The 21,930-nt window shown below is 71.9% G+C and carries 20 protein-coding genes; 3 read left to right on the top strand and 17 right to left on the bottom strand.

Annotated features, from left to right (window positions below):
• Positions 1-16: 16 nt before the first annotated feature.
• The 9 genes from OH804_RS23135 to OH804_RS23175 all read right to left on the bottom strand — a co-directional run bounded on the left by OH804_RS23135 (position 17) and on the right by OH804_RS23175 (position 9,510).
• Positions 17-1,402, bottom strand: a complete 1,386-nt coding sequence (locus OH804_RS23135; RefSeq protein ID WP_196921213.1) for a phosphomannomutase/phosphoglucomutase — start codon at positions 1,400-1,402, stop codon at positions 17-19.
• Positions 1,403-1,472: 70 nt separating this feature from the next.
• Positions 1,473-2,540 carry a hypothetical protein gene (locus OH804_RS23140; RefSeq protein ID WP_406059470.1) on the bottom strand — a complete coding sequence of 356 codons (1,068 nt, stop codon included), beginning with the start codon at positions 2,538-2,540 and terminating at the stop codon, positions 1,473-1,475.
• Between the two features lie 147 nt (positions 2,541-2,687).
• Positions 2,688-3,329, bottom strand: coding sequence for an endonuclease V (locus OH804_RS23145; RefSeq protein ID WP_406066635.1), 642 nt, complete (start codon positions 3,327-3,329; stop codon positions 2,688-2,690).
• Positions 3,330-3,622: 293 nt separating this feature from the next.
• The gene (locus tag OH804_RS23150; protein WP_406059471.1) at positions 3,623-3,871 is read right to left on the bottom strand and encodes a hypothetical protein; all 249 of its coding nucleotides are present in this window, start codon (positions 3,869-3,871) and stop codon (positions 3,623-3,625) included.
• 232 nt (positions 3,872-4,103) lie between these two features.
• On the bottom strand, positions 4,104-4,433 hold the full coding sequence (locus OH804_RS23155; protein ID WP_406059473.1) for a hypothetical protein: 330 nt from the start codon (positions 4,431-4,433) through the stop codon (positions 4,104-4,106).
• A 53-nt stretch (positions 4,434-4,486) separates the two neighbouring features.
• Positions 4,487-4,771 (bottom strand): hypothetical protein, encoded by a 285-nt coding sequence (locus OH804_RS23160; protein WP_196921209.1) that lies wholly within the window; start codon positions 4,769-4,771, stop codon positions 4,487-4,489.
• A 25-nt stretch (positions 4,772-4,796) separates the two neighbouring features.
• Positions 4,797-8,744, bottom strand: coding sequence for a toxin glutamine deamidase domain-containing protein (locus tag OH804_RS23165; protein ID WP_406059475.1), 3,948 nt, complete (start codon positions 8,742-8,744; stop codon positions 4,797-4,799).
• A 14-nt stretch (positions 8,745-8,758) separates the two neighbouring features.
• Positions 8,759-9,091, bottom strand: coding sequence for a hypothetical protein (locus tag OH804_RS23170; protein ID WP_406059477.1), 333 nt, complete (start codon positions 9,089-9,091; stop codon positions 8,759-8,761).
• The gene (locus OH804_RS23175) at positions 9,088-9,510 is read right to left on the bottom strand and encodes a YbaB/EbfC family nucleoid-associated protein (protein WP_196921206.1); all 423 of its coding nucleotides are present in this window, start codon (positions 9,508-9,510) and stop codon (positions 9,088-9,090) included. The genes OH804_RS23170 and OH804_RS23175 overlap by 4 nt, the downstream gene beginning before the upstream one ends.
• A gap of 79 nt (positions 9,511-9,589) precedes the next feature.
• Here OH804_RS23175 and OH804_RS23180 point away from each other — a divergent pair, with 79 nt between their 5' ends.
• On the top strand, positions 9,590-10,831 hold the full coding sequence (locus OH804_RS23180; RefSeq protein WP_406059479.1) for an SUKH-3 domain-containing protein: 1,242 nt from the start codon (positions 9,590-9,592) through the stop codon (positions 10,829-10,831).
• Positions 10,832-10,849: 18 nt separating this feature from the next.
• Here OH804_RS23180 and OH804_RS23185 read toward each other — a convergent pair whose 3' ends face one another.
• Positions 10,850-12,289, bottom strand: coding sequence for an aldehyde dehydrogenase family protein (locus OH804_RS23185; protein WP_196921204.1), 1,440 nt, complete (start codon positions 12,287-12,289; stop codon positions 10,850-10,852).
• A gap of 142 nt (positions 12,290-12,431) precedes the next feature.
• Between OH804_RS23185 and OH804_RS23190 the strand changes: the two genes are divergently transcribed.
• Complete coding sequence (locus OH804_RS23190; protein ID WP_406059481.1) at positions 12,432-13,868, top strand: gamma-aminobutyraldehyde dehydrogenase; 1,437 nt, start codon at positions 12,432-12,434, stop codon at positions 13,866-13,868.
• 27 nt (positions 13,869-13,895) lie between these two features.
• The gene (gene gabT / locus OH804_RS23195) at positions 13,896-15,203 is read left to right on the top strand and encodes a 4-aminobutyrate--2-oxoglutarate transaminase (protein ID WP_406066637.1); all 1,308 of its coding nucleotides are present in this window, start codon (positions 13,896-13,898) and stop codon (positions 15,201-15,203) included.
• Positions 15,204-15,259: 56 nt separating this feature from the next.
• Here gabT and OH804_RS23200 read toward each other — a convergent pair whose 3' ends face one another.
• The 7 genes from OH804_RS23200 to OH804_RS23230 form a co-directional block, all read right to left on the bottom strand.
• Positions 15,260-15,934: a hypothetical protein gene (locus OH804_RS23200; protein ID WP_366341543.1), complete on the bottom strand. Its 675-nt coding sequence runs from the start codon at positions 15,932-15,934 to the stop codon at positions 15,260-15,262.
• A gap of 57 nt (positions 15,935-15,991) precedes the next feature.
• The gene (locus OH804_RS23205) at positions 15,992-16,669 is read right to left on the bottom strand and encodes a M15 family metallopeptidase (RefSeq protein WP_406059483.1); all 678 of its coding nucleotides are present in this window, start codon (positions 16,667-16,669) and stop codon (positions 15,992-15,994) included.
• Positions 16,666-17,796, bottom strand: a complete 1,131-nt coding sequence (locus OH804_RS23210; RefSeq protein ID WP_406059485.1) for a D-alanine--D-alanine ligase family protein — start codon at positions 17,794-17,796, stop codon at positions 16,666-16,668. Before OH804_RS23210 ends, OH804_RS23205 begins: the two co-directional genes overlap by 4 nt.
• Positions 17,793-18,803 (bottom strand): threonine/serine dehydratase, encoded by a 1,011-nt coding sequence (locus OH804_RS23215; RefSeq protein ID WP_406059487.1) that lies wholly within the window; start codon positions 18,801-18,803, stop codon positions 17,793-17,795. The genes OH804_RS23210 and OH804_RS23215 overlap by 4 nt, the downstream gene beginning before the upstream one ends.
• A 72-nt stretch (positions 18,804-18,875) precedes the next feature.
• On the bottom strand, positions 18,876-19,940 hold the full coding sequence (locus OH804_RS23220; RefSeq protein ID WP_406059489.1) for a sensor histidine kinase: 1,065 nt from the start codon (positions 19,938-19,940) through the stop codon (positions 18,876-18,878).
• Positions 19,937-20,602: a response regulator transcription factor gene (locus OH804_RS23225; RefSeq protein ID WP_196921199.1), complete on the bottom strand. Its 666-nt coding sequence runs from the start codon at positions 20,600-20,602 to the stop codon at positions 19,937-19,939. The genes OH804_RS23220 and OH804_RS23225 overlap by 4 nt, the downstream gene beginning before the upstream one ends.
• Before the next feature lie 349 nt (positions 20,603-20,951).
• Positions 20,952-21,797, bottom strand: a complete 846-nt coding sequence (locus OH804_RS23230) for a DUF559 domain-containing protein (protein ID WP_406059491.1) — start codon at positions 21,795-21,797, stop codon at positions 20,952-20,954.
• Positions 21,798-21,930: the final 133 nt, after the last annotated feature.

Consider the following 21,930-nt stretch of genomic DNA (forward strand, 5'->3'; position numbering starts at 1 on the left):
ACCGGCGCAGGCGATCTTATCGGCGAACGCGGTCGAGCACGTCGTCCCGGAGCGAGACCATCCGATCCCGGGTGGGCGCCTCGACGTTGAGCCGCAGCAGCGGCTCCGTGTTGGAGGCGCGCAGGTTGAACCACGCGCCGTCGGGGAAACGCAGGGTGAGCCCGTCCATCTCGTCGGCCACCGCGTCGGGGTACGCCTCGCGAACCTCGGCCACCGCCGCCGCCTGGTCGACCACCGTCGAGTTGATCTCGCCGGAGGCGATGTAGCGCTCGTACTCACCGGCCAACACGGAGAGCGGCAGCGACTGCTCGCCCAGCGCGGCCAGCGTGTGCATCGCCGCGAGCATCCCGGTGTCGGCGAACCAGAAGTCCCGGAAGTAATAGTGCGCGGAGTGCTCGCCGCCGAAGACGGCGTTGGTGCGGGCCATCTCCGCCTTGATGAAGGAGTGCCCGACCCGGGCCACGACCGGCTTCCCACCGTGCTCTCGGATGATCTCCGCGACCGCGCTGGAGGTGATCAGGCCGTGGATCACAGTGGAACCCGGGTGCTTGGCCAGCTCACGGGCGGCGACGAGGGCGGTGATCGCCGATGGCGAGACCGGCTCGCCGCGCTCGTCCACCACGAAGCACCGGTCGGCGTCACCGTCGAACGCCAACCCGATGTCGGCCCCGTGCTCGACCACAGCGCGCTGGAGGTCGACCAGGTTCGCCGGGTCCAGAGGGTTGGCCTCGTGGTTGGGGAAACTGCCGTCCAACTCGAAGTAGAGCGGCACGATCTCCAGCGGCAGCGGCGACAGGGCCGCGTCGCCCAGCACTGTCGGAACGGTGAAGCCGCCCATGCCGTTACCGGCGTCGACGACCACCTTCAACGGCCGGATGCCCGAGAGGTCGACCAGCTTGCGCAGGTAGCCGGCGTAGTCGGGGAGCAGGTCGCGCCGCTCGGCGGGCCGGGTCGGCGCACCGGCGGGACGGGCGTCGCCCGAGTCCAGAAGGGCCTGGGCCCGCTCCCGGATCTCGGCCAGACCGCTCTCCTGGCCGATCGGGCGCGCGCCGGAGCGGCACATCTTGATGCCGTTGTACTGCGCGGGGTTGTGACTGGCCGTGAACATCGCTCCGGGCAGGTCGAGCGAGCCGGACGCGTAGTAGAGCAGGTCGGTGGAGGCGAGGCCGATCTCGATCACCGAGCGCCCCTCGGCGCGTACGCCGGCGGCGAACGCGGCGGCCAGGCCGGGCGAGGTGGCCCGCATGTCGTACCCGACGACGACAGCGTCGCCCGGCTCGTCGGTGGAGTTGAGGAGTTGGGTGAAGGCGGCACCCAGCGCCTCGGCGGCCCGTTCGTCCCACTGGTCCGGCACCGTCCCGCGGACGTCGTACGCCTTCACGATCTGGGACAGATCAGACACGTGTTCCACTCCTTGGCCGCAGGTTAGACACCGATCCTGAGCGTAACGGAGCGGCCGGGCCCTGCTCCGCTCAGCCGGGGAGCCGGGGAATGAACACGGTGTGGCCCCCGCCGTCGGTGGGCGGGTCACCCGGCAACCGGCGACCGTCGGGCCCACCCGGCATCGGCTGGGTCGCCTCCGGCGCCGGAGCGGGAGTGTCCGGCCGGGCACCGTAGACCCCGCCGGCGGCGGGACGCGGGGACGGCACCGGACCACCCCAGGCGGCGGCCGGCGGCTGCTGGCCGTACACCTGGCCGGGGCGACCGGGCGCGGCCGGCAACCCACCCCCGGCGCGGTAGGTGGTGCCGCCGGGGTTGCCCGGCAGGGCGGCCGGCTCGTCGTCGGACGGTTTCCGGTCCTGCCGCGAACGACGAACGAGCAGCACGATGAGCAGCAGCCCAACCGCCACCAGCACAATGCCGAAGTACATCACCGGTGATCCTCCTCCGGACGATTCGGCGGCGGTCGCCGTGGTGTCCGGTGCGCCGGACACCCCGCCCAACGCCGCCGGGTTCACCGCGTCGTCGGCTGTCGCGACCTCGGTCGGGCTCGGGGTGGGCGTCGGCTTCTTCGACGGCGACGGAGTCGGCGACGGGGTCACCCGCCCTCCGGTCAGCCGGGCCGCGTCGGTGGCGTGACCCAGCGTCTGGCCGGCGGCGCTGATGCCCGCACCGGTGACCAGGAGACGGCCGCCGGGCGCACCCGCCGCGAACCCCACCCGGTAACGCACCGTGATGCCCTTGCCCTTGCACAGCGTCGGCTTCAACGGTGACGTCTGCGCGGTCGACACGTTTCCAGCACCGCCGGTGACGGCCACCGGGAACCAGCGCCCACCCGCGTTGACCTCGACCGCCACCTGGTTCGGCTGAAGACCCTGAAGGCGGAAGCTCAGCGCGGTACGCAGCAGGACGCACCCGTCGGTGCGCTTACGCACCGCGACGTTCACCCCCTGCGCGGAACCACCGGCGGCGAAGCTGCTGGCCGCGCCCACCCGGACCGAATCCTCGTCGGCGAGCGCCGGCGACGCGCCGAGCATCACCAGGCCGCCCGCCAGGCCGCAGACCGCCGCGAGCCGTGCCACGCGTCGACGCACCGTCATCACCTCGCCGTTCTCCCCGGGTGGGGTCCGCGGGTCAGGCTACTACCGGCCCACCTGTCCCATCGGTCATAGAGCGGCCCGGATGTGCGCGGCGTTACGGTTTACGACCCTGCCCGCGACCTGCTGGTGGCCGCACTGACCCGCCGGTCAGCCGGCCTGCTCCGCCTCGCCGAGGGCATCGCGGCAGAGTCGGTCGGCGGTGCGGGTGGTCTCCGGCAGCCGGTAGCGCGGGGTCAACGCGAGCACCTGCGCTGTCGCGTTCTCCAGGCTCATCCGATGGCCCACGCTGACGAAGACCGGCTTCACCCCGTCCCGGGTCCGCAGCACCCGACCGACGACGTCACCACCGTCGCGCAGCGACGACCAGGAACCCCGCTCGGCCGACGGCGGATCCCACGTCCCGACCAGCGGCGTCTTCCCCACCCCGATCGACGGCAACCCGGTCACCACCCCGAGGTGGCACGCGAGCCCGAACCGGCGCGGATGGGCCAGCCCGTGCCCGTCGCAGACCAGCAGGTCCGGAACGGTGGTCAGGCGGTCGAGCGCACCGAGCAGCGCCGGCAGCTCACGGAAGGCGAACAACCCCGGCACATAGTCGAACGCGGGTCGCCCCACACCGACCGCGGAGTCCACCACCGCCAGGGTCCGGGCATCCAGGACCGTCACGGCCGCCGCCAGCAGGTCACCACCCTCGGCGTACGCGACGTCCAGGCCGGCCACCGTCGCGGGCGCGCTCGGCCCCGGCCCGACCAGGTCCACCAATGGCCGCAACTCCTCCTGTACGGCCACCGCCTCCGCGACACTGCCCGGCGTGCTGCTCGCCCCCGCCTTGCCCGGCGTGCCCGGCGTGCCCGGCGTGCCCGGCGTGCCCGGCGTGCCCGGCGTGCCCGGCGTGCCCGGCGTGCCCGGCGTGCCCGGCGTGCCCGGCGTGCCCGGCGTGCCCGGCGTGCCCGGCGTGCCCGGCGTGCCCGGCGTGCCCGGCGTGCCCGGCGTGCCCGGCGTGCGCCATGATCCACTCGGTTTCACGGAAGTCGGGCCTTCCTCCGGAGCGGGATGCCCCGACATCAAGGAACCGGAGTCGATCACCCTCGGCCCGGGGCGCCGGCGCCATCCCCGGCGGCCCTGTCATCCGGGCCACCCCGGGCACTGTCACCGTCGGCCCGGCCCCTGATCGCACCCAGGCCGAGCGCGAACGCGATGCCGAGGGCGACTCCGAAGGCGACGCCACCCTTCGCGCCGAACACGGGAATGCCGATCGCCAGGCCGACCAAAATGCCAACCGGCCAGGCCCAGACAGCGGACCTGACACCCTGCGTACCGGATTTCGCCATGCGTCGATCTTATTCGGCCCGCCTCGTCCAACGACTTCGCGTCGCCACCGAAGACCGCCTGCTCGTACCGCACCTGCGCCCGTACCAACCGAGCGTCCAGCCCTTCGGTCGTCACCGGCCATCCCTCCATCGGCGAAGCATGCCTACGCCGCTCTCGCTATGTCGGGGTCCGCGCCCGGATCACCGGCCGCGCGAAGCTGCTCCTCGAACATGACGAACGTCCGCTGCCGGATCACTGCCGACCGGATGACTGCGGGCCACTGGCGCTGGCACCAGGCGGGAACATGGCTCGAATGCCATCCTCGTCGGGCAGCGCGGTACCCCCGCTGACGGTCTCGGCCACTCTCTCGGCCGTAGCTCGATCAACAGTTTCGAAGCGGTCAACGTTGCGATAGTCGTTGACAAAGCGCACCACCAGAGCTGGATCGAAGGCCCAGTGCCCGCTGCGGTGATCCCAGAGGATGGCGTTACCTGCACCTACGTCCATTACGAAGAGTCCAGCCGGACCTCCGGTCCTCTCATCATTCCGGTAGATCACGTAGTAGGTCAGCTTGCGGCCCATCTGATTCGTCACCAATCCCGGGGGCACACCCGAATCTGCGTCGACTTTGATGCCTATCGGCGACTCGCGATCGAAGCGACCTGTACGCCCGCCGCTTCGACCTCCGCCCGGACCGCAGCCAACAGGCCCTGCGCGTCCGAGTCGCCCGACTCCGCCAGCAGGTCGATGTCGAGGCGCCATCCTCGGCTGTCCACGTCGCGCCAGAGGCCAACGTTCGCAGATACTCCTGCGATTGTCCGTTTGACCTCGCCGAACAACTCGTCCCAGTCGTCACCCAGACGCCCGGCCTCACTCAGGCCGAGCACTGCCCGCAGACGACCCAATGTGGCCCGATCCATCTGCCCCTGTAGATCAATTACCCAACTAGCTGACATTCGGTTCCCCAACAATCCAGTCCGAATCTTGGAAGTGGGACGACACTCCGGTTCCGGCTCGATCCGGCGGACCGGAACCAGGAAAAATTGCCGGTACCACGTCGCGGCCCAGATCACGGGCGTGCCGTTCCGCCCAATCGAACAAACGAGGGAAGCACTCTCGCGCCACTTTCTTCGTCACGAACCCGTACCTAGCGTTGACGACACGAAGGCCAGGATATTTCTCGGCCGCGTGTCGCTGAGCCCGCTCCACCATCTCATCCGAGGAGATTTGGAAGTCGTAGTCACTCGGCTCTTCCAGGCCCAGTCTGTACATGGAGTCGAACGGCCTACGCAGTGGAAGCGGCGCCCCCTGCGACCAGCCCTGCAGACGCGCCAACGCCTCCGGGTTGTCGATCAACTCGGACTCCGTCGGCATTTGCTTGTGGGGACCCGAGAAAAAGCGAGCCGATGAGCCCTGAAGCCGAATGTCGACAGTTGACAGGTCAAGGCCATCCTCCCGCAGTGCATCGAGGAGATCAGCCGTCATCCGTGCGAACTGCTCCCGGGTAGCTCCAAGAGGCGCCGACCTGTCGGCCCAGGCCAGGACGGCATCGGGTGTGATGCCGAGGAACTCGCAATCCATCGGGTTCAGCTGCCGGCCAGATTCATCCGCGGGCAACAGCGGACCGGCAGCCTGCCAGCCGCGGTCGCCCCGCATTTCGGCCGCAATCTCCTCCCCGGCTTGGACTCGGTTCTGCCCGTCATCGGCACCAGGGGCCGAGCCCGGGCCGTCGAGGAGCAGGTACATCCGGTTGATGTACGGGTCGCCGTGGCCGCCGTCGTCGTGCGTCGGCGGGTGATCCGGCAGGTCGGGTCGCTCGCTGAACCGGCCCCGGGGCAGCCCGCCGAGCGGCATCGGCCGGCCGTCCCCGCTCAGCACCAGCGCGTCGATGCCGACCACGTTGGGGTAGAGCGGCCGGTCCCGGACCACGCCGTTCTGCGGGTCCACGTAGAGCACCGTGCCGTTCTGGTTGAGTGCCACCCAGGCGTGGGAACCGCCGTGCGCCCACTCGGTGACCAGGAACGAGTAGCTGCCGTGGCCGCCCAGCAGCAGTTGGTCGTGCAGGTTGCGGTAGCCCCGGTCGGCGGCCTGCTGAGCCTGCGCGGCGTTCGTAGGTTGACCGGGGGCGAGGAGTTGCTGGAAGCGTCCGCCGGTCACGTCCTCGACCCGGCCCGGGCCGCCGGCCTCGCCTCGGATGGGGCGCCGGATGTCACCGTCCAGGTAACCGTCGAAGGTTCGTGGCGCTGACACGCGGGGGCGCCCGTGCACCCACGTCTCGAACAGCGACAGCGTGCAGTCCAGGCAGTTGATGCCCCGGGTGGCGTCGGCCGCTGGCCCGCCGTCGTTGAGGAGCCGGAACCAGCCGCCCTGTCGGGGGTCGGCGGTGCGGGTGACGGCGCCGTCCGGCTCGCGGGGCATCTGCCGTTCGACGTCGACCTGGTGCAGGGCGAGCGGTGGCCGGAGCCCGCCGGGCTGCCCGTACGGCCGGGAGTCGTCGATCGGCGGCGGATCGTCGTCGCCGGTGAGCCTGGACGGGCCGGCGGTTTCCACAGCGCCGAGCGCGAGCGCGCCCACGTCCCGGTTGGCGTGTTCGAAGGTGGCGCTGATGTCCACGACCGGCGGGGCAGTGCTGCCGGCCAGCACCGCGTCTGCCAGGTCACGCCATTCGGAGTACGCGCGGGATTCCTCGTTCGCGGCGCGCTGCCAGCCGTCGGCCCACTGCCGGTTGCCGGCCTGGTGCAGCTGCCGGGCGTAGGTGGCGTACTCGACGGCTCGGCGATCGTGTTCCACGGCACGGGTGCGCAGTCGGGTGGCCTCGGCCTGCCGGCGGTTGTTCTCGAACCCGATGCGCAGCGACTCGTAGTGGTCCTGGTAGCGCCGCCGCTCGGCGGCTTCCGCGGCGGCGGCCCACTGCGCCGCGTACGAGTCGTTGGTCTCGGGCTCGCGCACCGGCGGTGCCCCGAACGCGGCCACGTCGACGGGGATCGACGCCCTTCCCCGGGCCGGATGGTCGGGCGCGCGCACCGGTGCGGGCGTCGCCCGGGTCGGAGCACGCGACGGCACGGCGAACCGCCCCACCACCGGCGGGGTGGAGGCGACCGGCAGCGGGCCGTTGGTGGTGGTCGGGACGCCGAAGGTGACCGGCGCCGCCGGGCCGGGGGTGATCGTCGGTGTGGCTGGTCCGGTCGCCGGGGACCAGGCGGTCGGTCCGGGGTTGGTGACGTGCGGTGAGCTGCCGGGCTGGGCCGACGGCACACCGGTGGCAGCCGGTCCGCCGCCCGATTCGAGGGGACCGGCCACCGGCGCGGCCACCGACGAAAGCCTCGGATCAGCACCCACCGCTGACGTGGCCGGACCGGCACCCACCGCTGACGTGGCCGGACCGGCACCCACCGCCGATGTCGTCGGATCAGCACCTGCCGTCGAGAGCGTCGGGTCGGCCGTGACCTGGTGCGGTATGCCCGCAGTTTCCCCGAGCTGTCCGTCCGTCGACGAGGTCAGCTCGGACGCACCGACGGAACGGCCCTCGACGTCCACACCGGACAGTGCGCCAACCGGTGTCGGTGACGACGTGTGGGCGTCTGCCGCGACCGGAGACGCCAGCCCGGCTCCCCGTGACTGCTCGATGCCCGGTGCCGTCGGCGCAGCCAACTGGTCCGGCGTCGACGCGGCGACGGCCGTCGTCGCCTGTACCGGAACGCCCCCGGACGTCATCGGGACGCCCGAGGCCACGCCACCGACAGCCTCCACAGAGGCAGACCCCGCTGCGGACGAAACCGCCGCAGACGGAACCCCGAGGGCAGAAGACGCGGCCGCGTCCCCCGCGACGGGCAGCACGGACGGAAGGGACGGACCCGCGTACGACGCTCCGGCGAGGGCGTTGGCCTGCGCGTCGAGCCGGGCGCGTAGCGCGTGGTCGGTCTGGCCGGTCGCCGAACCGGTGGCACCGGACGCGGCGGCGCGTGCCACGTCCTCCATCGAGGTCAGGCCCTGACCGGTGGCCAGGCTGGCGGCGCTCTCGGCGAGCACCTCGCCGGTCATCTCCCGCCCCAGGTGTTCGCCGACCTTCGCCGCTCGCCCGGTCGCGTGCCGGCCCAGGCCGGCCAGCGGTGCCACCGCCCCGCCGGCCAGCCCGCCGACCGCCGAGGCGCCGAGATCGGTCAGGTCCAGGCCGTGGGCCCGCCCGGTGGAGTTCTGGTACGCCTGGGTGGCCAGGGTGACCCCGGCCTCCTCGGTGGCCTCCTCCAACCCTCCCCGGGCGGCACGCTTGGCGAGCCCGCGTGCACCACCTCGGGCGACCTCCTTGGCGGCCCGCTCGCCGGCCTCCTTGAGCCCGTGTTTGAGGGACTTGCTGGCCAGTTGGCCCATCAGCCGTTTGAAGATCTGTTGAACCAGCAGCCGGGTCGCGGTGATCGCCGCGCCGGCCGCCGGGGTTGCCGCCCCGGCGGTCAACACCGCCGCCACCGCCACGGTGAGCAACTCGATGACCAGGATGCCCAGCTCGATCCAGACTTCCAGCTTGGCGCCCTCGATGTCGCAACCGCACTCCTCGACCAGTCGGCCCAGGTCGGCCGTGACGGCGAGCAGCACGGGCAGTGGGGCGTCGGTGCCCTCGGCGATCCTCCGCCAGGCCGCCTCGAACGCCGCGTCGACCGCCCCGACACCGCCGTACCCGTTGTGCACCTCGGCGGCGGCCGTGGCGGCGTCGGCGTGCGGCCCGGCGAGCACGGAGGCGACCGCGTACCACTGGTCGGCGACGTCCCAGACGGCCCGTTCGTTGCCCTCCGGCCACTGCACGCCGACCACCCAGTCGAGGGCCTCGTAGATCCAGCCGGGCACGTCCCACGGCGCGTAGTCCAGGGGGTGCGGGATGGGGCTCGGCAGCACGCTCATCGGATCGTCGGCTGTCAGCGCCGGTCGGCGGCCCGACCGACCCGGGCGGCGCTGGCCCCGTCGGTCTGCACGCTCGCGTCGACCGCCTCGACCACGTCGCTGCCCAGCTCGGTGAGCCGGTGCCCGACACCGGCCCAGGCTCGCAGAACGGTCTGCTCGAACCCGCGGTAGTTGCGCTCGAAGGCGGCGCCGATGTCGTCGCGCCCCCAGGGCCGGGCACCGCTGGCGGCCTCGATCGCGCCGCCCTCCGCCGCACGCCGGGCCGTCACGGCCTCGCCGGCGAGCGCCAGGTCGGCACCGCCCCGGCGGGCCCTGGTCGGATCAAGCCAGAGCTGCCCGTCGGTCATGCCTTCGCCTCACCTTTGCCGAGTACGGCGTCGGCGCGACCGAGCAGCGCCGCGTAATCACCGGTCTTGAGGAAGTCCGTGGCCCCGGAGCCGGCCGGCATGCTCTCGGCGACGAGGTCGCGGGTGGCGTCGGCGGCGGCGGTCGCGGCGGCCCGGATCGTTTCGGTGACCTTTCGGCCGAGCGCCTCGGCGTCGCGGTCCCGGTAGATGGCCGACGTCAGCTCGACCTCGATCAACTGGCCCTGCGCGCCCACTGTCGCCGTCACCTGTCCGTCGGCCGACCGGCGCGTCACCCGTAGTGCGGCGAGTCGCGTCTGGAGGGTGTCCAAACCGGATCTGAGCTGCTGGTATTGCCCGTACACGTCGTCGAATCGGGCTCGTAGCTCGCGATTGACGCCCCGGTCCGCCTGTTCGTCCACCGCCGCCCCTCCCGTCACCGTCGGTAGAGCGAAACAATACCGGCCGCCATCGATCCGTGTAGTCCGGTAGTTTCAACGTGTGATCGACCGTCAACAGGCCGAGCAGCTCGCGGCCACGTGGGCCCGCCGTGACTCGCAGCGCCTCGGCCACGAGTGCACCCCGATGGTCGACGAGTTCGACCTGGGTTGGGTCATCACGTCCGTCGTGCCCACCGAGGTGCGCACGGTGCCGGGTGACCTGCCGACGACAGTCATCGACAAGCAGACCGGCACTGTCACGACCTGGCCCCGAGTGCCGAGCACTGTGGTGGCGGAGCTGTACCGGCGTAGCCAACCCTCGGGGCCGACCGCTCCCCGCACTGTCGATCCGTCGAGCCTGCTGGTTCGGGAGATCCACCGTGGCGCCACCCCGAACACCGCCGTGCACCTGACCATCGACGGGCGGATCTGGACGGCTCAGGGCACGAAGGCCGACGTGCCGCTCAACCACCACCCGCTGGTGAGTGACTATCTGCGCCAGTTGCCTCCCGGCGAGCTGGTTCGCGGCGGGGCGGCGCACGCCGAGCTGATCGTGGTCTCCGACGTCCTGCACGAGTACGACCACCGCCGCGCCGCCGAGGGCATCGCGCCGATGGGGCGGGCCGAGGCGGCGGCGCTGCTGGAGGGCGCCCGCTTCGAGATCTTCCGGATCCGTGAGCCGGGTGATCCCGCCGGTGGGCCCGCCGAACGGCCCTGCGACTCGTGCATCGACTTCCTGGTGCGGGCGAACGTCCTGCCGGAGTCTGCTCGCGCCTACAGCGAGACCTGGCTCGCGCCGGAGGCACCCGACCCCGATCCTGGGCGGTTCCCGGCGGAGGTGGCGAACGCGCTGGTCGCGGCTGGCTGGCGACCACACATCGGGGATCAGATCATGGCCGCCGCCGCCGTACGGGACGTCACGTCGGTGCCGGGGCGCAACCACCAGCACGAGGTCTTTCCCGCCGCCGTGGAGGCGCTCACCGCGTTCCCCAGCCTGGTCGGCGCGCGGCGCGGCCGGGGCGAGCAGGTGTGGATCTCCCGTTTCGACATCCGTCCGCACACCATCGCGCACACCGCCGACACCCTCGCGGACTTCGGCGCAGTGCTCGGCGTACGTCTCTTTCCGATCGGCACCGAGCAGCAGGACAGCATCCTGGCGGTGGACGAACGCGGTCGGGTGTTCGCGCTCGACCAGGCCGGCGAGTGGTTCCTCGGCGACACCATCGACGCCGCGCTGACCACCCTCCTGCTCGGCCGCGCCCCCGCCCGGGTTCGCGACGACGGCACCTGGCAGTCCGACTGACCCGGCCGCGTTGCCGGCCTACAGCGCGAGGCCGGTCAGCACCATGACCCGGGGCTCGGTGTAGTCGTCCATCGCGCTGCGCAGCCCTTCCCGGCCGACGCCGCTGCCCTTCACTCCGCCGTACGGCATCTGGTCGGCGCGGTACGACGGCACGTCACCGACGATCACGCCGCCCACCTCCAGCGCGCGGGCGGCGGCGAAGGCCACGTCCAGGCGTCGGGTGAAGACGCCGGCCTGCAGGCCGTACGCCGAGTCGTTGACGGCGGCGAACGCGGCCTGGTCGTCGGCGACCGGGGCGACCACCAGCACCGGCCCGAACACCTCCTCGGCCACGACCTTGGCGTTCGCCGGCACGCCGGTGAGGACTGTCGGGGGGTAGGTAGCGCCGTCGCGGAGGCCGCCCACCTCGACGGTGCCACCTGCGGAGACGGCTTCGGCGACCCACGTCTCGACCCGGCGGGCCGCGTCCTCGGACACCATCGGCCCGACGTCCGTCAGGTCGGACGCCGGGTCTCCGGTACGCAGGCCCCGCACCGCCGCCACCAGCCGGGGCAGGAAGTCGGCGTACCGGGCGTGGTGCACGTACACCCGCTGGACGGCGATGCACGACTGGCCGGCCTGGTAGTTGGCGAACGTCGCGATGCGCTGTGCGGCGAAGTCCAGGTCCTCGTCGGTGGTCCAGTCCGCGCAGAGCACCGCGGCGGCGTTGCCGCCCAGCTCCAGCGTCACGTGTTTCTCCGGCGCGGCGCGACGGATGGCCGCGCCGACCGGCCCGGAGCCGGTGAACGACACCACCGGCAGCCGGGGGTCGGTGACCAGGTCGGCGGCGCGGTCGTTGGGCAGCGGCAGCACCGAGAACATCCCGGCCGGGAGGTCGGTCTCGGCCAGCAGTTCACCGAGCAGCAGCGCGGACAGGGGTGTCGCGGGCGCGGGCTTGACGATGATCGGTGCGCCGACGGCGACGGCGGGTGCCACCTTGTGGGCGACCAGGTTGAGCGGGAAGTTGAACGGCGTGATGCCCAGCACCGGGCCTCTCGGCACCCGCCGGACCAGCGCGATCCGGCCGCCGGCGGCCGGGTCGGTGTCGAGTCGTTGCAACTCGCCGGAGAAGCGCCGGGCCTCCTCGGCGGCCCAGCGGAAGGTCGACACCGCACGCCCGACCTCGGCGCGGGCCCACTTGAGCGGCTTGCCGTTCTCCGCGGTGATCAGGGCGGCGATCTCGCCCGCGCGCTCGGCGAGCCGCCGGGACACGTGGTCGAGGGCCGCCGCGCGGGCGTGCGCGGGCAGCGCCGCGGCCTGCGCGGCCACGCCGGCCGCCGCGGCGACGGCGGCGTCGACCTGGTCGGGCGTGGCAACCGTGGTACGCCCGACCGGGCGGCCGTCGTACGGGTGGTGGACGGTCAGCTCGCCCTCGCCGGTGGCGGGGCGGGAGGCGACGAAGAAGGGTGCGGGCTCCACGCCGAGCAGAGTAACCGAGGGATCAACCGACGGAAACAGTCGCGATAGCCCTTGTCTGCCGCGAATTCAGTAGCGAAGATGGCAGAGAGATTGCGATAACCGCCGCAGAACCGCCCCCGGCCCCCTTCGGAGTGATCCCGCCATGAGTGACCAGCAGCAGCTGCGCAACTTCGTCAACGGCTCCTACGTCGACCCGGCCGATGGCGGTTACGCCGACCTGGTCGACCCCTGCACGGGTGAGGTGTTCGCCCAGGCCCCGGTCTCCGGCCCCGCCGACGTGGACGCGGCGATGAGCGCCGCCGCCACCGCCTTCGAGAGCTGGCGGGAGGTCACCCCCGCCGAGCGGCAACGGGCGCTGCTCAAGCTCGCCGACGCCGTGGAGGCACGCGCCGCCGAACTGGTCGACGCCGAGGTCCGCAACACCGGCAAGCCCCGCCAGCTCACCGCCGAGGAGGAGCTTCCCCCGGCGGTGGACCAGTTCCGGTTCTTCGCCGGCGCCGCCCGGATGTTGGAGGGACGGTCCGCCGGGGAGTACCTGGCCGGACACACCTCCTACGTGCGGCGGGAGCCGATCGGCGTCTGCGCGCAGGTCACCCCCTGGAACTACCCGCTGATGATGGCGGTCTGGAAGATCGCCCCCGCGCTCGCCGCCGGCAACACTGTGGTGCTCAAGCCGTCGGACACCACCCCGGTGTCGACGCTGCTGCTCGCCGAGATCGCCGCCGAGTTCTTCCCGCCGGGGGTGTTCAACGTGGTCTGCGGCGACCGGGACACCGGTCGTACCCTCGTGTCGCACCCGACCCCGCAGCTGGTGTCGATCACCGGCTCGACCCGCGCGGGCATGGAGGTCGCCGCCGCGGCGGCCCCCGACCTGAAGCGGACCCACCTGGAGCTGGGCGGCAAGGCCCCGGTGGTGATCTTCGACGACGCGGACGTGGCGGCGGCCGCCGAGGCCATCGCGTTGGGTGGCTACTTCAACGCCGGGCAGGACTGCACGGCTGCCACCCGGGTGCTGGCCGGCCGCGACGTCCACGACGACTTCGTGGCGGCGCTCGCCGAGCAGGCCCGCAACACGAAGACCGGTACCCCGGACGACGCCGACGTGCTCTACGGCCCGCTGAACAACGCCAACCAGCTCACCCGGGTCAGCGGCTTCGTGGACCGCCTGCCGGACCACGCGGCGATCCAGACGGGCGGGTCCCGGCAGGGCGAACGCGGTTACTTCTACGCGCCGACTGTGGTCTCCGGGCTGCGTCAGGCCGACGAGATCATCCAGGACGAGGTGTTCGGGCCGGTCATCACCGTGCAGCGCTTCTCCGACGAGGACGAGGCGGTGCGCTGGGCCAACGGCGTCGACTACGGCCTGTCCGCGTCGGTGTGGACGCGGGACCACGGCCGGGCCATGCGGATGACCCGCCGCCTGGACTTCGGGTGCGTCTGGGTCAACACGCACATCCCGTTCGTCTCGGAGATGCCGCACGGTGGCTTCAAGCACTCCGGGCACGGTAAGGACCTCTCGGTCTACAGCCTGGAGGACTACACCCGGATCAAGCACGTCATGCACAACCTGGGGAGCTGAACCGTGAGCGCGAGGAGTGAGCCGGGTTTGCGAGCCCCGCAGTCGCGAACGAAGAGCGGCGCTGCGCCGTCGAGCGAGGAGCTGCACAAACGGCGCGGCGGTGCGGTCGCCCGGGGTGTCGGCAGCGTGATCCCGTCCTACGTGGACCACGCGTCGGGCGGGACGATCACCGACGTCGACGGCCGGGAGTGGATCGACTTCGCCGCCGGCATCGCCGTGACCAGCGTGGGCAACTCGGCCCCGAGGGTGGTCGAGGCGGTCCGGGCGCAGGTGGAGCGGTTCACCCACACCTGCTTCATGGTCGCGCCGTACGAGTCGTACGTGGCCGTGTGCGAGCAGCTCAACGCGTTGACGCCCGGCGGGTTCGAGAAGCGGTCGGCGTTGTTCAACTCCGGTGCCGAGGCGGTGGAGAACGCCGTGAAGGTCGCCCGCCACGCCACCGGGCGGCCGGCGGTCGTGGTGTTCGACCACGCGTACCACGGCCGGACCAACCTGACCATGGCGTTGACCGCGAAGAACATGCCGTACAAGCACCGGTTCGGGCCGTTCGCCGGGGAGATCTACCGGGTGCCGATGTCGTACCCGCTGCGCGACGGCGGGCTCTCCGGCGCGGAGGCGGCGACCCGGGCCATCGAGATGATCGAGAAGCAGGTCGGCGCGGAGAACGTCGCCGCGCTGCTCATCGAGCCGATCCAGGGCGAGGGCGGCTTCGTCGTACCCGCGCCGGGTTTCCTGCCGGCGCTGCGGGCCTGGGCGACGGCGGCCGGGGTGGTCTTCGTCGCCGACGAGATCCAGACCGGTTTCTGCCGTACCGGTGACTGGTTCGCCTGTCAGCACGAGGGCGTCGAACCCGACCTGGTGACAGTGGCGAAGGGCATCGCTGGTGGTCTGCCGCTGGCTGCGGTGACCGGTCGGGCCGAACTGATGGACGCGGTGCACGTGGGTGGGCTCGGCGGCACGTACGGCGGCAACCCCATCGCCTGCGCCGCCGCGCTGGCCACCATCGAGACCATGCACGAGTTGGACCTGGCCGGCGCGGCCCGACGGATCGAGTCGCTGCTGGTTCCCCGGCTCCGGGCCATCGCCGAGCGGGATCCCCGGGTCGCCGAGGTACGCGGCCGGGGTGCGATGCTCGCCATCGAACTGGTGCTGCCGGGCACGCTCACCCCCGACCCGGTCGCCACCGCGGCGATCTCGGCGGCCTGTCACGCCGCCGGCCTACTCACCCTGACCTGCGGCACGTACGGCAACGTGCTGCGTTTCCTGCCCCCACTGGTGATCCCCGACGGGCAGCTCAGCCGGGGCGCGGACGTCCTCGACGCCGCCTTCGGCTGAGCGGCGGAGCAGGCTGAGTGGCGGAGGGGCCCGGTGCGCGGGCCCCTCCGCCGACGTCAGCGAAGCACCTCGACAGTGTTGCGGCGCACCAGGTTCTTGCCCGGCTCCCGGATCTGCTCCATGGCCGCGGAGTTCAGCAGCACACAACTGCCGGACGGGCCGGTCACCGTCACAGTGGTCGCCCGGTTGTTGTCCAGGTTGGTCACCCGCAGCCGGGTGCCCACCGGGAACTGCCCGCTGGTCGCCGCCGGCCCGGCCGCCTCCTCGAAGAAGGTGATCGCCCCCGAGCACGCCGACCGGGGTGCCGGGCCGGGCGCGCCGGGCGACGCGGCACCGGGGCGGACCGTGCCGGGGGCCGGAGCACCGGCGGGCGGCGCCGCGCCGTCGACGCGTTCCACCACGTTGCGGCGGATCACGTTCTTCCCCGGCTCGCGGACCAACTCCATGGCCGCCGCGTTGAGCAGCACGCAACTGCCCGACGGGCCGGTGACGGTCACAGTGGCCGCCCGGTTGTTGTCCAGGTTCGTCACCCGCAGCCGCGTACCCACCGGGAACCGGTCGCTGGTCGCCGCCGGCGCACCGCCCTCCGCGGAGAAGGTGACCGAGCCGGAGCAGACCGACGACCGTGCCGGGGCCGTGTCGGCGAACCCGAAGCTGGTCCCCACCGACACGCCCACCACGGCGAGCACCGCCACACCCGCCGCCAGCACGTGCCTGCGCTGAACCCTCATCGCCGTCACTCCCGTCCTCGGTGGTGTCTTCACCCACCTGGTACGGACCGGAGCGCCCTACCGTTCAGCCGGTACGGGTATCGATCGTGCGGCGGTCAGGTCCACGGGTCCGTACCGGGTGCGCGGAGCACCGGTGATCAGCGCCCAGTAACGGTCGCCGTACGACCAGTGCCACCACTCGGTCGGGTAGTTGACCATCCCCGCGCCACCGAGGGCGTCCACCATGATCTGCCGGTGCCGACGGGCGGTGCCGACGATCGACGGCGCGTCGGTGAAGCAGGCGTCGGCGCTGTCCTCAGGGGTGGCGTCGATGGCCGTGCCCAGGTCCAGCTCCACACCGTCGTCGGTACAGAGCGTCAGGTCCACAGCGCCGCCCGTGCTGTGCGGGGCCACCTCGACCGGTGAGACGAACTTCGTGGTCTCCCGGTGCAGCCGCTGCGGCGACCAGTCCGGGTGCCGTCGCCGCAGCTCGTCCCGGTAGCCGGTGAAGATGGCCAGTTGCGCCTGGTACGGCCGGTAGCCCTCGACCACCAGCAGGCGCAGCCCACCGGGCAGGGCACGCTGCGCGGCCAGCAGACGGTCCACGACACCGGCGCGCAACCGGGCGTACGCCCCGGCCGGGTCGGCGGCCCGTCCGTCGAGCCGCAGCTCCGGCAGCTCACGCAGGTCCACGAACTCCTCGCCGTCGTCGGCGCTGGGCACCGCCGCCACCCGGGGATCGGAGAGCAGGATCATCGGACACTCCCCGCCGCGCTCGCGGACCGTTCCGCGTGCCGCACCCGGGCCAACTCGACGAGCCGGTCCACCACCTCCCGATAGCTGACCCCGGCGGCGGCCCACACCTTCGGGTACATCGAGTGCGCGGTGAAGCCGGGCATCGTGTTGAGCTCGTTGACGTACAGCTCACCGGTCGTCTCGTCGTAGAAGAAATCGACCCGGGCCAGACCCCACCCGCCGATCGCGGCGAACGCGCGCAGCGACAGCTCGCGTACCCGCGCGGTCACCTCGTCCGGCAGCACGGCGGGGACGATCATCGGGTCGGCGTCGCCGAAGTACTTCTGCTGGTAGTCGAACCAGCCGCCGCTGACCCGCACCTCGCCGACCGCCGACGCCTCGGGGCGCCAGCCACCGAGCACCGCGCACTCCAACTCCCGGCCGGCGACACCCTGCTCGACCATGACGAGCTGGTCGTGGCGAAGCGCCTCCTCCACGGCGGCGGCCAGGTCGTCACCCTCGCCGACCCGGGAGATGCCGATGGACGAGCCCATGCTGGCCGGCTTGACGAAGAGTGGCCTACTCAGCCCGGTCACCAGCTTCTCCGGGTCGTCGACAGCCCGGTAGGTGTGCGCGTCGAACGCCACGTACGGGGTGACGGGGATGCCCTCGGCGCGCAGCGCCCGCTTCATCGCCACCTTGTTCATGCCCACCGCCGAGGCGAGGATGCCGCACCCGACATACGGCACGTTCAACGACTCCAGCAGCCCCTGCACCACACCGTCCTCGCCGTACGGGCCGTGCAGCACCGGGAAGACCACGTCCAGCTCGGCGTGCACCGCGCCGGGTGCGTTACCGGCGGACACCTGCACGACGCCCGGACGCGGACCGGCCCGCAACTCGACGGCCGGCCCGGTCACCACCAACTGGTCGTCGATGGCCCGCTCGCCGGCCGGCCGGTCGCGCAACTCGGCCAACAGCGCGTCGGGCATCAGGCGAAACCCACCGCTGCGGGTGACGCCGATGGCGACAGTGCGGTAGCCGCCGCCGGCGAGCGCCCGGGCCACCCCGAGCGCGGAGGCACAGGAGACCTCGTGCTCCGCCGACGGTCCACCGAACAGGATTCCGATCCGAACCGGCGCGCTCACGCCGCCACCCCTTCCCCGGTGAGGTCGGCGGATCGCGGGGTCATCAACTGGGCCACCAGCGCCGCTTCCACGTTTCCGCCGGTCAGCACCACGCCGACCGTCCGCTGCCGGTCACGTGCCGGCGGAAGCCGGAGGGCGCCGGCCAGGCCGGCCGCCCCGGACGGTTCGGCGAGCACCTTGAGCTCCGTCAGGATCAGCCGGAACGCCGCCGCGATCTCCTCGTCGTCGACCCGGACGACCCCGCGCAGCGTGTCCCGCACGATGGCGAACGGCAGCTCACCCACGCACGACGGCCGCAGCCCGTCCGCGATGGTGGGCGCCGGCGCGACCGGCACGCGTACACCGGCTGCCAGGCTGCGGGCGAGCGAGTCGCAACCCACCGGCTCCACGCCGTACACCTCGATGGCGGAGCCGGCGGCGGCCAGGCACGCGCCGGCCACCCCGCCACCACCACCCACCGGTACGACCAGCGTGTCCAACGGCGTGCCCGCGCGCTCGGCGTCCTCGATCAGTTCCAGGCTCGCGGTGCCCTGCCCGGCGATGACGTCCGGGTGGTCGTACGCGTCGATGACGGGGTGACCGCTCTCGTCGCTGAGCCCGTTGGCCACCGCCACCCGCTCCTCGACGCCGGTGCCCGCGAAGACCACCCGCGCCCCCGCCGCGCGCGCCCGGTCGACCTTCGTCGGTGCCGCGTCGACCGGCAGCACCACTGTCGCCGCAAGCCCGTTCTTCCGGGCCGCCAACGCCACCGCCACCGCGTGGTTGCCGGTGCTCTGCGCGATCACGCCGGTGTGGCCGGCCGCGGCGAGGCGGCCGACCGCGCGCAGCGCGCCCCGCATCTTGTACGAGCCGCCGTTCTGCAGGTTCTCCGCCTTGAGCAGGACCCGCGCCCCGGCGAGTTCGTCGATCACCGGGGACCGCAGCACGGGTGTGCGGACCACCCGGCCGGCGAGCCAGCGGCTGGCCTCCTCGACATCGGCCCGGACCTGGCCAACGGTGCGTGTCATCGTCTCTCCTTTTTCGGGCACACCACAGGCGGGATCCAGCAGCACGTGGACCCCGGTGAGTGGGTGGAGGTGTCAGGTCAGAGTGGGTAGCTGGACGTCGACCCGCAGGCCGCCGTACTCGGCGGGCCGGGCCGCGATGATGCCGTCGTGCGCCTGGGTGATCGAGCGGGCGATGGCCAGGCCCAGGCCGGCCCCGCCGCCCTGCGATGTCCGGTCCCGGGCGAGTCGGCGGAACGGCTCGAACAGACCGGCCACCGCCTCCGCCGGCACGGGCTGGCCGGTGTTGACCACTGACAGCGCGGGCACGCCGCTGACCACGACCGTCAGCGAACCGCCCGGCCGGTTGTACTTGATCCCGTTCTCCACCAGGTTGGTGACCAGGCGCTCCAACAGCACCCGCTCACCGACGACGACCCGGGGTTCGAGATGGGTCTCCACCGTGACCCCGGCCTCCCGGGCCCGGTCCACGTATCCGGCCAGCACCGCCTCGACGATCGCGTCCAACCGCTGCGGTATCCGCGAACGGAGGCCCTGGTCACTCTCGCTGAGCGCGAGCAGGCCCTCGATCAGGCGTTCGTTGCGCTCGTTGGTCTCCAGCAGCTGACTGGTCAACAACTCCAACTGCTCACCGGTGAGCGTCCTGGCCATGCCGACCTCGATGAGCGTCCGCTGCACCGCGAGGGGCGTCCGCAGCTCGTGCGAGGCGTTCGCGGCGAACCGCCGCTGCCCCTCGTACCCGGCGGAGACGCGTTCCATCATCTCGTCGATCGCCCGGGACAGCCGGGCCAGCTCGTCGCGGCCCCGGGGTCGGATCCGGTGGCCGAGGTTCTGCGGGCCCAGGTGCCCGATCGGCCCGGCCAGGTCAGCGACCGGGCGCAGGCACCACACGGCGGCGAACCACAGCCCCACCAGGACGGCCACTGTCACGAGCAGGACGGCCACCAGGGGCAGCATGAACGCCCCCGGCCGTACGCTGCGGCACACCGAATACAACCCGGGCATCGGCAGATCACAGAACTGCTGCCCCCAGGTCCAGGTCACCCCCGACAGCCACTTGCCCATCGCCGGCAACACCGGCCCGGCCAGCAGCGCCAGCAGACCCACCAGCAGCACCCGACGTCGGGGCGTCCAGCTCACGCCGTGCCGCCGATGCGGTAGCCGGCCTTCGGAACGGTGTGGATGATCGCGGGATCGCCGAGCTTCTTGCGCAGGGTCATCACGGTGACCCGTACGGCGTTGGTGAACGGGTCGGCGAACTCGTCCCAGGCCTGTTCCAGCAACTCCTCGGCGCTGACCACCTGGCCCTCCGCGCGCAGCAGCACGTGCAGCACCGCGAACTCCTTCGGGCTCAATGCGAGCGGGCGGCCGTCCCGGGTGGCCAGGTGCCGGCCCACGTCCAGCGCCAGGCCGTCCTGAGCGAGCACCGGTGGCAGCGCCGGCGTCGACCGTCGCCCCAGGGCCTGCACCCGGGCCACCAACTCGGCGAACGCGAACGGCTTGGTCAGGTAGTCGTCCGCGCCGAGGCCGAGGCCCTCCACCCGGTCCCGGATGCCGGCCGCCGCGGTGAGCAGCAGAACCCGGGTGCCGACCTGGGAGTCGGCGATGCTGCGGCACACCTCGTCGCCGGTGTGCCCGGGCATGTCCCGGTCCAGCACCGCGACGTCGTACCGGTTCACCCCGACCCGCTCCAGCGCACCGTCACCGTCGTAGCAGACGTCGACGGCCATCGACAGGCGGCGCAACCCTTCGGCCACCGTGTCCGCCAACAACCGCTCGTCGTCCGCCACCAGCACCCGCACGTTTCCGCTCCCCCGAGTTCGGCTTGCCCGGCATACCGTCGCAGGCCCGGGTTAAGGGTTCTGTAAGCACCCGCCGCAGCCATCCTCCACGCGAGTGTCCAGCGGGCAAACCATCGCAAGCCCATGGATGTCGACTTCACACCCATGTCATGCCAGCTGCGTCGTCCGTCCCCACCGAGGGCCTCGCGGTTGGCCCGCGAGGGTGAGCGGCATCACGGAGACTCCCCCAGCCCCCACCCCATCCCGTCCCACCCCCGTCGATCTTGCACTTCCTGTTACGACAAATAGTGCATTAGAGACATTTGTGCGGCACAAAGTGCAAGATCGACGGGAATGGGGGTGGGGATGGCTACGAGAGGGCTGCGCGGATGGTGGCTTTGATGTGTTGGGGGCGGCGATAGAGGTCAAGGTCGGTGAAATAGCGCATTCGCCAACCGGCTGCGTCCAGCCAGCTGACCCGCTCCCGGTCGTACCTGAGCCGGTCACGGTCCAGGTGCGACAGTCCGTCGTACTCGATGCCGATTCGGCGTTCGCGGTAGCCCAGATCGAGCCGGTACAGAGGGATGCCATTGCGGTCGGCCACCCATAGTTGTGGCTCCGGTGGGGGCAGCCCGCCGTCGATCAGGATCAGTCGCAACTGGCTTTCCTGTCGGCACTCCGCCCTACCGTCCGCCAGCGTTATGAGTTGCCGGGCCTGCCGGACACCACGCAATGCGTTGTGGGCCGCGACCTCGGCCATCAGCTCATCCTGGGTAATCAAGCCCGACCGGAGCGCAGCGTCGAGCACCGGGAGTGCGTCGAGCCGCCGAACGGCGCGAGCAAGGTCGACTGCACAGCGCGCCGCCGGTACGCAGGGCAGACCTCTGACGAAGACCGGCCGAGCGGGTAGAACCGTCCGGTGAACGACCACCCCGGGCAGACGGGGCTTTGGCACCTCGGCGGGCAACTGGATGTGGATCAGATCGTCGCGCAGCACCCCGAAGCCGTATCGGCGAGCGGCACTCTGCCTCGCCAACATCGCACCATCGGGTAGCCGGAGCATCAGGGCACGCAGTTCGTCATCGTCGTCGCAGGGCTTGTTCGCATAGACCCCTCTGCGTACGCGGTGCAATTCCTCGCGATCGAGCCGGGTACGGATCCGTCCAACGGTGAGCTCCCGCATCAGCGCGTCGGTACGCCACAGTTGAGTAGCCATAGGAGCAAGCTGACCATTTCAGGACCCCGACGACGCCCTGCAATGACTACCTGTGGAAAACCCACCCCCCTGTGGACAATCCCCAACCCCAACCCCTCCCGTGCTAGGGCCTACACCCCAGAATCCGCGCTCC

Source organism: Micromonospora sp. NBC_00860, from assembly GCF_045207375.1.
Taxonomy (GTDB): Bacteria; Actinomycetota; Actinomycetes; order Mycobacteriales; family Micromonosporaceae; genus Micromonospora; species Micromonospora vinacea.

What these genes read in the sequence shown, in the direction of transcription:
- OH804_RS23140 (WP_406059470.1), bottom strand. Translation starts at nt 2,540, where the DNA reads ATGACGGTGCGTCGACGCGTGGCACGGCTCGCGGCGGTCTGCGGCCTG.
- OH804_RS23150 (WP_406059471.1), bottom strand. Translation starts at nt 3,871, where the DNA reads ATGGCGAAATCCGGTACGCAGGGTGTCAGGTCCGCTGTCTGGGCCTGG.
- OH804_RS23155 (WP_406059473.1), bottom strand. Translation starts at nt 4,433, where the DNA reads ATGGGCCGCAAGCTGACCTACTACGTGATCTACCGGAATGATGAGAGG.
- OH804_RS23160 (WP_196921209.1), bottom strand. Translation starts at nt 4,771, where the DNA reads ATGGATCGGGCCACATTGGGTCGTCTGCGGGCAGTGCTCGGCCTGAGT.
- OH804_RS23165 (WP_406059475.1), bottom strand. Translation starts at nt 8,744, where the DNA reads ATGAGCGTGCTGCCGAGCCCCATCCCGCACCCCCTGGACTACGCGCCG.
- OH804_RS23170 (WP_406059477.1), bottom strand. Translation starts at nt 9,091, where the DNA reads ATGACCGACGGGCAGCTCTGGCTTGATCCGACCAGGGCCCGCCGGGGC.
- OH804_RS23190 (WP_406059481.1), top strand. Translation starts at nt 12,432, where the DNA reads ATGAGTGACCAGCAGCAGCTGCGCAACTTCGTCAACGGCTCCTACGTC.
- OH804_RS23200 (WP_366341543.1), bottom strand. Translation starts at nt 15,934, where the DNA reads ATGAGGGTTCAGCGCAGGCACGTGCTGGCGGCGGGTGTGGCGGTGCTC.
- OH804_RS23205 (WP_406059483.1), bottom strand. Translation starts at nt 16,669, where the DNA reads ATGATCCTGCTCTCCGATCCCCGGGTGGCGGCGGTGCCCAGCGCCGAC.
- OH804_RS23215 (WP_406059487.1), bottom strand. Translation starts at nt 18,803, where the DNA reads ATGACACGCACCGTTGGCCAGGTCCGGGCCGATGTCGAGGAGGCCAGC.
- OH804_RS23230 (WP_406059491.1), bottom strand. Translation starts at nt 21,797, where the DNA reads ATGGCTACTCAACTGTGGCGTACCGACGCGCTGATGCGGGAGCTCACC.